We start from the raw sequence: 12,190 nt of genomic DNA, 5'->3' as shown, positions 1-12,190 counted from the left end.
GACGAGGGGCTTTATACCGTGGCTATCCGGGCCAGGGCGCAAGCTGACAAAGTTGTAATCTAGCAGTCAGCTGGCTGGCAGCGGCTCGATCTTAGAGTGCTTCCCAAGCGTGTTACACACTTTGGAGAATAGAAATGGCTTTGCGTAACCCCCTGTTGCTGGCGGCGTGCCTGCTGGCGTTGAGTTTCGATGCGGTGGCTGATGCGGCCCACACCTACGCGTTCGGCCAGCCGGCGCCGGCGAGCAAAGCCACGCGCACCGTGGAAGTGACGTTGCATGACATTTCCTTCTCGCCCAAGTCCCTGGACGTCAAAGCCGGTGAGACCGTGCGCTTTGTGTTGGTGAACAAAGGCCAGTTGCTGCACGAATTCAACCTGGGCGATGCGGCGATGCATGCCGAACACCAGAAGGAAATGTTACAGATGCAAGCCAGCGGCATGCTCACCGCCACTGGCATGGGCAGCATGGACCACGCGGCCATGGGCCATGGCGCGATGAAACACGATGACCCCAACAGCGTATTGGTTGAACCCGGCAAAACCGCCGAGCTGACCTGGACCTTCACCAAAGCCACGGGCCTGGAGTTTGCCTGCAACATTCCCGGGCACTATCAGGCGGGCATGGTCGGCACGCTGACCGTTGAGTGAGGCGCTTCTTAAGGGCGGGGGCAAAGGCTGGTAGACTGGCGCGGTTTATTTAGCCAGGTTTCCGCCATGCATCCCGCAGCCGAACATTCGCCGCTGGGCAAGTCCAGTGAATACATCTCCACTTACACCCCATCGTTGCTGTTCCCGATCCCTCGCGCCGCCAAGTGGGCCGAGCTGGGCCTGAGCGCCGAAACCCTGCCTTACAAGGGTGTGGATTTCTGGAACTGCTTCGAACTGTCCTGGCTGCTGCCCTCGGGTAAACCGGTGGTGGCCATCGGTGAGTTCAGCATTCCGGCTGACTCGCCGAACATCATCGAGTCCAAGTCCTTCAAGCTGTACCTCAACTCGTTGAACCAGACCGCGTTTGCCGATACGGCAAGCCTGGAAACGACCCTGCGCACCGACCTCAGCGCCGCTGCCGGCAAGCCGGTGACCGTGCGGATCCGCAGCCTGGCCGAGATCGAGGCCGACGGCGTGATGGCGTTGCCGGGCGTGTGCATTGATGACCTGGACATCAGTGTGAGCAACTACGAACACCCACGCCCGGAGCTGTTGCGTTGCGATGAATCACGCGTTGTTGAGGAGAGCGTGCACAGCCATCTGCTCAAATCCAACTGCCCGGTCACCAGCCAGCCGGATTGGGGCAGCGTGGTGGTGGAGTACCGTGGTCACGCGCTGGATCATGCGAGTTTGCTCGAATACATCGTGAGCTTCCGCCAGCACTCGGACTTTCATGAGCAGTGTGTGGAGCGAATCTTCCTGGACTTGCAGCGCTTGCTGAAGCCGCAGAAGTTGACCGTGTATGCGCGGTATGTGCGGCGGGGTGGGCTGGATATCAACCCGTACCGCAGTACTGAAGATGTGCAGTTCCAGAACGTTCGCCTGGCACGGCAGTAGCTTTCACGCAAAAACTGACTGTGGGAGCTGGCTTATGTGGGAGCTGGCTTGCCTGCGATAGCATCACCCCGGTACATCTGAAACACCGAGGTGTTTGCATCGCAGGCAAGCCAGCTCCCACACAAGCCAGCTCCCACATTGGGTTCGGCGTTTGGGTTTCAATCGGGATCAGATCCCGATGTTGCCCAGAGTGATCATGATATTGCGCAACGTCCCGGAAATGACCGGGTGCTCATCGTCGAACTCAATGGCTGCTTTATTCACATCGTCGGAAATACTGGGCGTCTGAGTAGCCGGTTCCAGTTCAAGTTGTAATTCAAACTTGGCAATCAACGCTTCCAGCGCTTCACGTTTCTCTTCCGACAGCGGCGGTTCCTGTTGCAACTGCCCGCGCAGGATTTCGACCTGTTCTTCCAGTTTTTTGCGATCAGGCATGACGTGTTTCCTTTTATCGATAGGCACTGGCATAGACCGCGGCACGCCGGGAAAGGTCTACGGGCTGACCTGTAGATTAATCCACCGGCGCCTTCAGTGCATGATCTCTATCAGGGCTTCTCGCCTTTGAGCTGGCGCAGGCTGATATCCGCCAGGCAGGTGCCGAGCTCGCCGAGGTGATCGATCACCGAATGCACCCCCAGCCCATACAGCGCCACCGTGGCCCTGCCGCGTTTGTGTTCGCGCTGCTGTTCGGTCAACGCTTGCCACTGATCGGGCGCCAGGCCGCAAAGTGAACCGCAGGACGCCAGGCCAATGGTCCACATCCCGGCGTTCAAGCCTGCTTGCAACAAACGTGGCTCGCCGCTGACCAGCACGCAGCCTTCCAGGCGTTCGATGTTGAGTTCCATCAACGCCTGCCAGCAAGCATGTGGGGCGGGCCAGCGGATGGGGGAGGGCGAGGCTGCCCTGAGCCAGTCCGGCAGGACGGCCGCCAGCGGGGTGGTGACGGTGGTGGGGAGTTCGTCCAGCCAGGCGCAGGGCACGCCTTGATCCTTGAGGCTGCGCAGGATTTTCAACGCGCCCGGCGTGGCTTGGGCGTCGGGGGGCGGCGTGTCGGTGCGCGCCAGGGAACCGAAATCCACCAGGCAGCCACTCAGGCCAAACAGCACTGCGGTCAAAGACGGGGCGCTGGCGACGGCAGTTTCGGCGTGAGGCATCTCGACATCCCTGAAATAGCTATGACGCTATCCGGTCAGGATGACAAGCGCGTGACACTTACATGTAATTGTAGGAATTTTGTGCATTTTCCATCTGGCCTTTGCTACTGGCTGCCTAATTTGACACTTCCGTCATATACTCACGTTCTTATTCAGGGCATAGCGCCCATGACAGACCATTCAAGGAGCCAAAGCTATGCGCTGGAGCCACTACCTCGCTCAGCTATCTGTGTGTGCCACTGTCCTGCTGGTGCCGTTCGCCGCCCAGGCAGCCTCGGAAGATGACCCGTGGGAAAGCGTCAACCGCCCGATCTTCACGTTCAACGACACCGTTGATACCTATGCCCTGAAGCCATTGGCCCAAGGCTATCAGTTCGTCACGCCGCAATTCGTGCAGACGGGCATCCATAACTTCTTCCGCAACATCGGCGACGTGGGCAACTTTGCCAACGACGTGTTGCAGCTCAAGCCGCATGCGGCGGGTGTCGACACTGCGCGTCTGCTGGTGAACACCACCTTCGGCGTGCTGGGTTTCATTGATGTCGGCACCAAAATGGGCCTGCACCGCAATGATGAAGACTTCGGCCAGACCCTCGGCTACTGGGGCGTGGGCAGCGGCCCTTACGTGATGCTGCCGCTGCTGGGCCCAAGCACCCTGCGTGATGCGCCGTCCAAATACGTCGACAGCTACACCCAACCGTATCGCTACATGAACGATATCGGCTGGCGCAACAGCACCTTCGGCCTGAACATTGTCGATACCCGCGCCAGCCTGCTCGACAGCGAGAAGCTGATCACCGGCGACAAATACACCTTTATCCGTAACGCTTACCTGCAGAACCGTGAGTTCAAGGTAAAAGACGGCAAGGTTGTCGACGACTTTTAAGGCGTGACGTTTTGAAATGAAAAAAGGCGACCTCAGGGTCGCCTTTTTCATGCGTGCGATTTTTTAGTGCATTTTCAAGATCTTGAGGCCCAGGTGCTGACGCTCGCCTTCGTTCCTGGCCCACACCACTTCGGTGTCTGCTTCAAGGCCGGCGAGGGCGGCGTGTTCCGAGTCGATGCGTACGGTGAGTGCGTCACCCACTTGAAACTGGCGAGGGGCCTCAACTTGCATGCCGGAGCTGGAAAGGTCCACGCAAACCCCCGCAATCTCTTGCCCTGCGTGGATCAGCGACACATCGGCATCCACGCGCATGCGGATGAAATCGCGTTTTTCGGCGTAGTCGCGCTCGTGTTCGCTCATCGGTTCCATCCTTACTTTGTGTTGTGGTGGTGGCTGTTCTTATAACTCCCGGTGATTTGCGGTGTAAAGACGCCCGGCGACCATCGGCATGAGCTTGAAACCCCTGACGGATGGGAGTACCGTCTGCGCCTTAGAAGGGCACCTCTGCTTTACCGTTGTGCGTAGGTCAAAAGCCCGCGCTTTGTAGGACAGAGAGGCTAGAAAGCGAATCCAGTACGTGCGCCCGGCCATAGCCGAGCCGCCTACGCCAACCTAATTCTGGCGCCGTTTGCCCACATGCAAAAAACCAGTGCCACGCTGCTGATAATCGATGACGACGAAGTAGTGCGCGCGAGCCTCGCGGCCTATTTGGAAGACAGTGGCTTCAGCGTCCTGCAGGCCAGCAATGGCCAACAGGGTCTCCAGGTGTTCGAGCGCGACAAGCCCGACCTCGTGATCTGCGACCTGCGCATGCCCCAGATGGGCGGCCTGGAGCTGATTCGCCAGGTGACCGAGCTCGCCCCGCAGACGCCGGTGATTGTCGTGTCCGGTGCCGGCGTGATGAACGATGCCGTCGAGGCCCTGCGCCTGGGCGCCGCCGACTACCTGATCAAGCCTTTGGAAGACCTTGCGGTGCTGGAGCATTCCGTGCGCCGCGCGCTGGACCGTGCACGCCTGCTGGTCGAAAACCAGCGCTACCGCGAAAAGCTGGAAACCGCCAACCGCGAACTCGAAGCCAGCCTCAACCTGCTCCAGGAAGACCAGAACGCCGGTCGCCAGGTGCAGATGAACATGCTGCCGGTCAACCCGTGGACGGTTGACGAGTTCAAGTTCGCGCACCAGATCATCCCGTCGTTATACCTGTCGGGTGACTTTGTCGATTATTTCCGTGTGGACGAGCGGCGCGTGGCGTTCTACCTGGCCGACGTGTCCGGCCATGGCGCTTCTTCCGCTTTTGTCACCGTGTTGTTGAAGTTCATGACCACACGGCTGTTGTTTGAATCCAAGCGCAATGGCACCTTGCCGGAGTTCACCCCCTCCGAGGTGCTGGGCCACATCAACCGGGGCTTGATCAGCTGCAAGCTGGGCAAGCACGTAACGATGGTCGGCGGCGTGATTGATGAAGAAACCGGTCTTTTGACCTACAGCATCGGCGGTCACCTGCCGATGCCGGTTTTATACACTCCAGACAGTGTGCGCTACCTGGAAGGGCGTGGTTTGCCGGTGGGCTTGTTCAATGAAGCCACCTACGAAGACCACATCCTGGAACTGCCGCCGACCTTCAGCCTGACGCTGATGTCCGATGGCATCCTGGACCTTCTGACAGAGCCTACACTCAAAGAGAAAGAAGCCGCCTTGCCCCAAAAGGTCAAGTCGGCGGGCGGCAGCCTGGATGGCCTGCGGCAGGTTTTTGGATTGGCCACGCTAGGGGAGATGCCGGATGATATCGCCCTATTGGTGTTGAGCAGGAATCTTTGATGAGTACCGGAAGAATCCAGTTCGCCGAGCAAGACGGGACCTTCGTCCTGAAATTTGTCGGTGAAGTGCGCCTGACCTTGTGTTCAGCGCTGGATGCGACGATTGAGCGGATCTTCACAGCGCTGAACTTCTCGGCGATCGTGATCGATCTGACCGAAACCCGCAGCATCGATAGCACCACCCTTGGCTTGCTGGCCAAGTTGTCCATTCTGTCTCGGCAGAAGGTCGGCCTGTTGCCGACCGTCGTCACCACCCACGAAGACATCACCCGTCTGTTGCAGTCCATGGGCTTCGATCAGGTGTTCAACATTGTTGACCGCCCGATCCCGTGCCCGGAATGCCTGACCGACCTGCCTTCTCAGGACCAGTCCGAAGAAGTCGTGCGGGTCAAGGTGCTGGAAGCGCACAAGATCCTGATGGGCTTGAACGAGTCCAACCGCGAAGCGTTTCACGACCTCGTGAATGCCCTCGAGCGCCACTGATCCCGGCTTGAAACACAATCCAAATGTGGGAGCGAGCTCTTGTGGCGAGGGAGCTTGCTCCCGCTGGGGTGCGAAGCGCCCCCAGAAGCCGGCGGCTGCTGCGCAGCCGAACGGGAGCAAGCTCCCTCGCCACAACAGGCCAGCTTCTACAGTTTGAACGGTTACTGGCTTGAGACCAGCAACCACAAAAAAGGGCGGCACCCGTAAGGGTGCCGCCCTTTTTGCCACTGCCTGCCTTACAACTTGGCAGTCAACAGCGCCTCCAGTTTCTCCTGGTCGCGGGCAAACTGACGAATCCCCTCCGCCAGCTTCTCGGTCGCCATCGCGTCCTCGTTGGACTCCCAGCGGAACTGCGCTTCAGTCAAATGCACCCGCGCTTCACCGGCGTCGCCTGGCGCCAGCTTGCGCTCCAGCTTGCCTTCATCGGCCGCCAGTTTCTCCAGCAGGTCCGGGCTGATGGTCAGGCGATCACAGCCGGCCAGCTCTTCGATCTGGCTCAGGTTACGGAAGCTCGCGCCCATCACGACCGTCTTGTAGCCATTGGCCTTGTAGTAGTTGTAGATGCGCGTCACCGACTGCACGCCCGGGTCATCGGAACCGGTGTAGTCGTTGCCGTTGGCCTTTTTGTACCAGTCGTAGATACGGCCCACGAACGGCGAAATCAGGAATACGCCGGCTTCAGCGCAAGCCACCGCCTGGGCAAACGAGAACAGCAGGGTCAGGTTGGTCTGGATGCCTTCTTTTTCCAGTTTTTCCGCCGCGCGGATGCCTTCCCAGGTGGAGGCGATCTTGATCAGCACGCGGTCACGGCCTACGCTGGCTTTGTCGTACAGGTCGATCAGGCGGTGCGCACGCTTGAGAATGGCCGCTTCATCGAACGACAGGCGGGCATCCACTTCGGTGGAAATACGGCCCGGCACGACTTTAAGAATCTCTTGGCCTACCGCCACTGCAAAACGGTCGCTGGCCAGGCCTACATCGCCGTTACAGTCCTTCACGGCCGCATCCAGCAAAGGTGCATACGCCGAAATCGACGCGGCCTTGAGCAGCAGGGATGGGTTGGTGGTGGCGTCTTGTGGCTTGAGCTTGGCGAGGGTGGAAAAATCGCCGGTATCGGCTACGACGGTGGTGAATTGCTTGAGTTGTTCCAGCTTGGAAGTCATGGGCGTGCTCTGTCCTGTGGGTCTGATGACATTACCCGAGCGCCGACGGGCGCTCAAGGGCGCAAATGCGTTCGATCGTTTGCGAGGGCAACATCCTGAAAACAGCCGTTTGAATCACCGGCCTACCTGCACAATAGGAGGCCAATTCGGCCAGCAGGTTCAACCCAACTGCCACCCAGCCTGTGGGAGCTGGCTTGCCTGCGATAGCGCCGGCAGCATCACCGCCGCAATCACAGCGGCTGAGTTACGCCAGCTTCAGCTTACGCTTGGCCACCCACAAGGCACTGATACTGAGCGCCGCCGCCAGAATCAGATAAAAACTGGGCGCCAGCTGCGATCCCGTCAACGCGATCAGCCCCGTGGCAATCACGGGCGCAAAGCCACCGAAGATCGTCACCGACAGGTTGTAGCTCAGCGACATGCCCGTCACCCGGGTCCGGATGGGGAACACATCCGCCATCAGTGAAGCCAGCGGTGCGAAGTAAACAGCCTTGATCAACGCCATCATCGACACAACGAGCAATAACGACGTGGCACTGGGTACTTTGTTCAGCCAGACGAACGCCGGAAAAATACTCAGGATGTAGATGATCGACGCCCAGAGCATGATCTTGATACGGCTGACGAACCCGGCGATGAAACCGACAATGGGCGTCACCAGGGTCAGGATCAGGCCGCCCGTCAGCGTCGCCAGAAAGCCCGAAGACTGTGGAATATTCAGCGTGGTTGAGGCATAGGACGGCATGTACTTCATCATGAAATTGGAGGCTGTCGACACGATCAGCACGCCCATGGCCACCAACAGCAATGTCTTCTGGGAAAGAAGCACCTCCCTCAACGGCTGCGAACCCGGCTCGCTCTCCTTGAAGTCAGGCGACTCATCCACCGTACGGCGGATATACAGCCCCACGGGGCCCAGAATCAAACCAAAGAAAAACGGCACCCGCCAACCCCACGCGAGCATCTGTTGATCATTCAGGTTAGTCGTCAGGAAATAGCCGAACAACGAGGCGATCACCACGCCAAAGCCCTGACTCGCAAATTGCAGGCTCGCGACAAAGTTGCGGGTCTTTTGCGGGGCGTGTTCCATCATGAACGCGGTTGAACTGCCGAACTCACCACCGGCGGAGAAGCCTTGCAGCAAACGCGCAAACAGAATGCCGATGGGGGCGATGACCCCGATGGCAGCATAGGCGGGCATCACCGCGATCATCGCCGTACCGATCAGCATCAGCAAAATGGACAGGCTCAAGGCTTTCTTGCGGCCTTGCCGGTCGGCATAAGAACCCAGCACCGCAGCACCCAGTGGGCGAATCAGAAACGAAATGCCGAACGTCGCGAATGCCAGAAACAGCGAGACTGCCGGGTCTGCTGCGGGGAAAAATACCTTGCTGATGGTTAACGCAAAGTAGGCGTAAACCGACAGGTCAAACCATTCAAGGGTGTTGCCGATCAAGGCGGCGCCGACCGGTTTCCATAAGGGCTGGGCCTGCTCGGCGGCAGGTGTAACGGGGGTGGACGACAACGCTGTCATGTTCGACGCTCCGGGTTTTTGTAAGTGTGTGAGCGGCAGATAAAAGGCTAATAGAGCCGGCAACCTGTGGCGAGGGAGCTTGCTCCCGCTGGGCCGGGCTGGCGCTCCAGCGCGACGCAGCCCTGAAAAATGGGACTGCTACGCAGTCCAGCGGGAGCAAGCTCCCTCGCCACAGTGACTGTGTTTCTTCTTAACTGACGGGTTTCAGGATCACGGCCCTGTTTTTATGCGTTGGCTTTTGCCATATCGCCCAGTTCCCAGAACAGCGCGGTCATGATTTGCAGGCCTTCCAGCACCACTGAACCGAGCAGATGTTCATCGGGCGCATGTTGCGAGCAGCCGGGGTAGGAGTGCGGGATCCACAAAGTCGGCAGCCCCAGCACATCCGCGAAAATATCGTTGGGCAGCGTACCGGCAAGGTTAGGCAATACCGCGAGCTGCCTCGGTGTGGTGTCGCTGATGACCTTTTTCGCGAAGCTGACCCATGGGTTGTCAGGGTCCAGCCGAGTGCTGGGCGTGCAACGGTCCATCACGATGTTGACGCCATGGAAGCCCGAAGCATCCAGATGCTGGCGCAGCAGCGGTTCCAGGTGCTTCCAGTCCGTGCCGACTACAAAGCGCAATTGGCAATGGGCAATCGCCGACGGAGGAATGGCATTCACCGGCTTGGCCGGGTTGCCCGCCGTGAACGCGAGGATTTCCAGGGTATTCCACGCAAACAGCCGTTCCCCCAGGGTGAGGCCCGGCTCGCCCCAGTCAACGTCCAGGGCGCGGCCGAGGGAGTGTTGATGGATGCCCAGGTCGTGGATGGCCTCACGTACGGAGTCGGGAATGGAAGAGGGCACCAGCCCCCGGCATAGAATACGGCCGTTCTGATCCACCAGGCTGGCCAGTGCATTGGCCAGCACCACGGCCGGGTTGGACATCACGCCGCCCCAGTTTCCAGAGTGCAAACCCTTGTCGCGCGCCTGCACCTCAAGGGAAAACAGCGCCGAGCCCCGAGAACCGAGAAAAATTGTCGGGCGGTTGTCACTCAAGCGCGGCCCGTCAGAGGCAATAAATACATCGGCTTGCAGCAGTTGGCGATGCTCAGTGCAGACCTCGCGCAATCCGGGCGAGCCACATTCTTCGCCAGTCTCGAACAGCACCTTGACGTTAAACCCCAAGCGCCCCCCGCGGGCCTCGATCACTGCTTCCAGCGCCGCCAGGTTAATGCTGTGCTGGCCTTTGTTGTCGGCGGTGCCGCGCCCGTACCAACGGTCGCCTTCCACCGTCAGCATCCAGGGGTCGAGGCCTTCACGCCATTGGTCGGCGTAACCGAGTACGACGTCGCCGTGGCCGTAGGTCAGCACTGTCGGCAGGTCTGCACCTTCGTGACGCGACGCAAACAACAGTGGGCCCGCGCCCTTTGGGTTTTCGAGCGGCTGGCATTCAAAGCCCATCCGCTCCAGCGCCGGTTGTATTTCTTCTTGCAGGTAGCGTGTCAATTCCGGCGCCTGGCCCGGGGCCTGGCTTTCACTGCGGATAGCGACCCGGCGACGCAAGTCGGCTTCGAAATGGCCGTCGGCGAAGTGGTGGCGAACACTGGCGAGTGCTTGTTGCTTGGACATGACCATTCCGATTAGGGCTGACAGATTCAGGCCAATATAGAAGTCACCCATCGCACTGTATATTGCTGTTTTTTCAAGGCTGACATCTAATTAATAGAAGCCTTAATGAGCGCAAAAATCATGGACTATCGTTATTTTCTGGCCGTGTTTGATTCAGGTTCACTGGCTGCCGCCGGTGAGCGCTTGCACATCGCACCCAGCGCGGTCAGCCGCCAGATAGCTTTGCTGGAGGAGAGTGTCGGCGTAGCCCTGTTCGAGCGACGGCCACGGGGCATGGAACCGACGGCGGCGGGCAGCGCATTGGCCCACCACGCCAGGCGCGCCTCGCTGGAAGAACAGGCCTTGCTGTCGGAATTGCGCGGCGGTGATTATCCCGGTGCGCGGGTCATTCGCCTGGTGTCCACAGAAGGGCTCTCGCGGTATTTTTTGCCGAACGTATTGATCCAGCATTACCACCAACACCCGGACTTCCAGTACGTGTTGGAAGTGATGTCACCGTTTGAATGCGCAGAGAAAATCAAACGCGGAGATGCCGACGTGGGGCTGACGTTCAGCACAGAACCTACCGACGGTGTCGAGATTCTCTATTCAGGCCGCTCGGCGATTCGCGCGATCATGCGCGCCGGCCATCCGTTGGCGGCGCACAAGCAATTGCCCCTGAACGCGCTTGCGCCGTTCCCCTTGGCGCTTACCCCCAAGGGCACGACCCAGCGGCAGCTGTTCGACCTGGTGTGCGAAATGGAGGGGCTGGCCTTCAACCACGTCATGACCTGCAACTACTCCGGGGCCATCCACGAGTTCGTCCGCCACACCGACACCGTCGCGCTGGGCGGCGCCATCAGCCAGCGAGTCAATGGCAGTGATGAGCTGGTCTCGGTGCCGCTGACCAACCCCCGGTTTGCCGACCGCACCATTCAAGTCCTGACCATGCCCAAACGCACACTGCCACCCTCATTGCAGCGGTTTATCGAGACCTTGATTGCCTGCCTTAAGGCGGTCAACTGAGGCCGATCAGCGACCTTCCAGCAACGCCCCGGCCTGATCCAGCAACGCCAGCGGATCACTTGCCTTGTGAATATCCACCGACAACAACTGCCGAAACTTGCGCGCCCCTGGGAAACCGGTGCCCAGCCCCAGCACATGCCGCGTGATGTGATGCATTGTCCCGCCACTGGCCAAATGCTCGGCTATGTAAGGCCGCAACTGCGCCAACGCCTCGGCCCGGCTGATCACCGGCGCCTCGCTGCCAAACAACTGCTGATCCACCTCAGCCAGCAAATACGGGTTGTGATAAGCCTCCCGGCCCAGCATCACCCCATCAAACGTCTGCAAATGTTCCTGGCACTGCTCCAGCGTCTTGATCCCGCCGTTGAGAATGAACTCAAGCTTAGGAAAATCCCGCTTCAACTGCGCCGCCACGTCATAACGCAACGGCGGAATGTCCCGATTCTCCTTCGGCGACAACCCCTCCAGAATCGCAATCCGCGCATGCACGGTAAAACTGGTACAGCCCGCGTCCTTCACCGTCCCGACAAAATCACACAGCTCGGCATAACTGTCCCGCCCATTGATCCCGATACGATGCTTCACCGTCACCGGAATCGACACCGCATCCCGCATCGCCTTCACGCAATCGGCCACCAACGCCGGGTGCGCCATCAAGATCGCGCCGATCATATTGTTCTGCACCCGGTCGCTGGGGCAGCCGACGTTCAGGTTCACTTCGTCGTAACCCGCCGATTCAGCCATGCGCGCACACGCGGCCAGGTCGGCGGGGACGCTGCCGCCCAACTGCAACGCAAGCGGGTGCTCGGCTTCGTTGTGGCGCAGGAAACGCTCGTGGTCGCCATGCAGGATTGCGCCGGTGGTGACCATCTCGGTGTAGAGCAGGGCGTGTTTGGAGAGCAAGCGCAGGAAGTAGCGGCAGTGGCGGTCGGTCCAATCCATCATCGGGGCGACGGAGAAGCGGCGGGAGAGTGGAGCGGCTTGTAAGGGCATG

At 59.7% G+C, this 12,190-nt stretch carries 13 protein-coding genes; 6 read left to right on the top strand and 7 right to left on the bottom strand.

Annotation, left to right across the window (positions count from 1 at the left end):
* The first annotated feature begins 134 nt into the window (after window positions 1-134).
* Complete coding sequence (locus AB4P94_RS29420) at window positions 135-647, top strand: plastocyanin/azurin family copper-binding protein (protein WP_395608582.1); 513 nt, start codon at window positions 135-137, stop codon at window positions 645-647.
* A 66-nt stretch (window positions 648-713) separates the two neighbouring features.
* Window positions 714-1,544: an NADPH-dependent 7-cyano-7-deazaguanine reductase QueF gene (gene queF / locus AB4P94_RS29415; protein ID WP_395608581.1), complete on the top strand. Its 831-nt coding sequence runs from the start codon at window positions 714-716 to the stop codon at window positions 1,542-1,544.
* A gap of 168 nt (window positions 1,545-1,712) precedes the next feature.
* Here queF and AB4P94_RS29410 read toward each other — a convergent pair whose 3' ends face one another.
* Together AB4P94_RS29410 and AB4P94_RS29405 are read right to left on the bottom strand one after the other, a co-directional pair.
* The gene (locus tag AB4P94_RS29410; protein ID WP_078741398.1) at window positions 1,713-1,979 is read right to left on the bottom strand and encodes a DUF4404 family protein; all 267 of its coding nucleotides are present in this window, start codon (window positions 1,977-1,979) and stop codon (window positions 1,713-1,715) included.
* Window positions 1,980-2,089: 110 nt separating this feature from the next.
* Window positions 2,090-2,698 carry an HAD family phosphatase gene (locus AB4P94_RS29405; RefSeq protein ID WP_395608580.1) on the bottom strand — a complete coding sequence of 203 codons (609 nt, stop codon included), beginning with the start codon at window positions 2,696-2,698 and terminating at the stop codon, window positions 2,090-2,092.
* Window positions 2,699-2,894: 196 nt separating this feature from the next.
* Between AB4P94_RS29405 and AB4P94_RS29400 the strand changes: the two genes are divergently transcribed.
* Window positions 2,895-3,584, top strand: a complete 690-nt coding sequence (locus AB4P94_RS29400) for a VacJ family lipoprotein (RefSeq protein WP_395608579.1) — start codon at window positions 2,895-2,897, stop codon at window positions 3,582-3,584.
* 63 nt (window positions 3,585-3,647) lie between these two features.
* On the opposite strand, the gene AB4P94_RS29395 is transcribed toward AB4P94_RS29400, so the two are convergent.
* Window positions 3,648-3,944, bottom strand: coding sequence for a PilZ domain-containing protein (locus tag AB4P94_RS29395; protein WP_078741401.1), 297 nt, complete (start codon window positions 3,942-3,944; stop codon window positions 3,648-3,650).
* Between the two features lie 276 nt (window positions 3,945-4,220).
* On the opposite strand from AB4P94_RS29395, the gene rssB reads away from it, so the two are divergent.
* Both rssB and rssC read left to right on the top strand, forming a co-directional pair.
* Window positions 4,221-5,402 (top strand): two-component system response regulator RssB, encoded by a 1,182-nt coding sequence (rssB, locus tag AB4P94_RS29390; RefSeq protein ID WP_395608578.1) that lies wholly within the window; start codon window positions 4,221-4,223, stop codon window positions 5,400-5,402.
* Window positions 5,402-5,884, top strand: coding sequence for an anti-sigma factor antagonist RssC (gene rssC / locus AB4P94_RS29385; protein ID WP_003172602.1), 483 nt, complete (start codon window positions 5,402-5,404; stop codon window positions 5,882-5,884). Before rssB ends, rssC begins: the two co-directional genes overlap by 1 nt.
* Before the next feature lie 236 nt (window positions 5,885-6,120).
* Here rssC and tal read toward each other — a convergent pair whose 3' ends face one another.
* The 3 genes from tal to AB4P94_RS29370 all read right to left on the bottom strand — a co-directional run bounded on the left by tal (window position 6,121) and on the right by AB4P94_RS29370 (window position 10,191).
* Window positions 6,121-7,047 (bottom strand): transaldolase, encoded by a 927-nt coding sequence (tal, locus tag AB4P94_RS29380; RefSeq protein WP_395608577.1) that lies wholly within the window; start codon window positions 7,045-7,047, stop codon window positions 6,121-6,123.
* Between the two features lie 244 nt (window positions 7,048-7,291).
* On the bottom strand, window positions 7,292-8,581 hold the full coding sequence (locus AB4P94_RS29375; RefSeq protein WP_395608576.1) for an MFS transporter: 1,290 nt from the start codon (window positions 8,579-8,581) through the stop codon (window positions 7,292-7,294).
* 224 nt (window positions 8,582-8,805) lie between these two features.
* Complete coding sequence (locus AB4P94_RS29370) at window positions 8,806-10,191, bottom strand: M20 family metallopeptidase (protein WP_395608575.1); 1,386 nt, start codon at window positions 10,189-10,191, stop codon at window positions 8,806-8,808.
* Window positions 10,192-10,311: 120 nt separating this feature from the next.
* Between AB4P94_RS29370 and AB4P94_RS29365 the strand changes: the two genes are divergently transcribed.
* Entirely contained in the window at window positions 10,312-11,196 is an 885-nt protein-coding gene (locus AB4P94_RS29365; RefSeq protein ID WP_395611403.1) for a LysR family transcriptional regulator, read from the top strand.
* Between the two features lie 6 nt (window positions 11,197-11,202).
* Here AB4P94_RS29365 and dusA read toward each other — a convergent pair whose 3' ends face one another.
* Window positions 11,203-12,189 carry a tRNA dihydrouridine(20/20a) synthase DusA gene (gene dusA, locus AB4P94_RS29360; RefSeq protein ID WP_395608574.1) on the bottom strand — a complete coding sequence of 329 codons (987 nt, stop codon included), beginning with the start codon at window positions 12,187-12,189 and terminating at the stop codon, window positions 11,203-11,205.
* Between the last annotated feature and the right edge of the window lies 1 nt (window position 12,190).

This window comes from Pseudomonas sp. B22129 (assembly GCF_044218875.1).
Classification (GTDB): domain Bacteria; phylum Pseudomonadota; class Gammaproteobacteria; order Pseudomonadales; family Pseudomonadaceae; genus Aquipseudomonas.
Note: the sequence above shows the minus strand (reverse complement) of the source record. Positions and strands in the feature narration are given on the sequence as shown.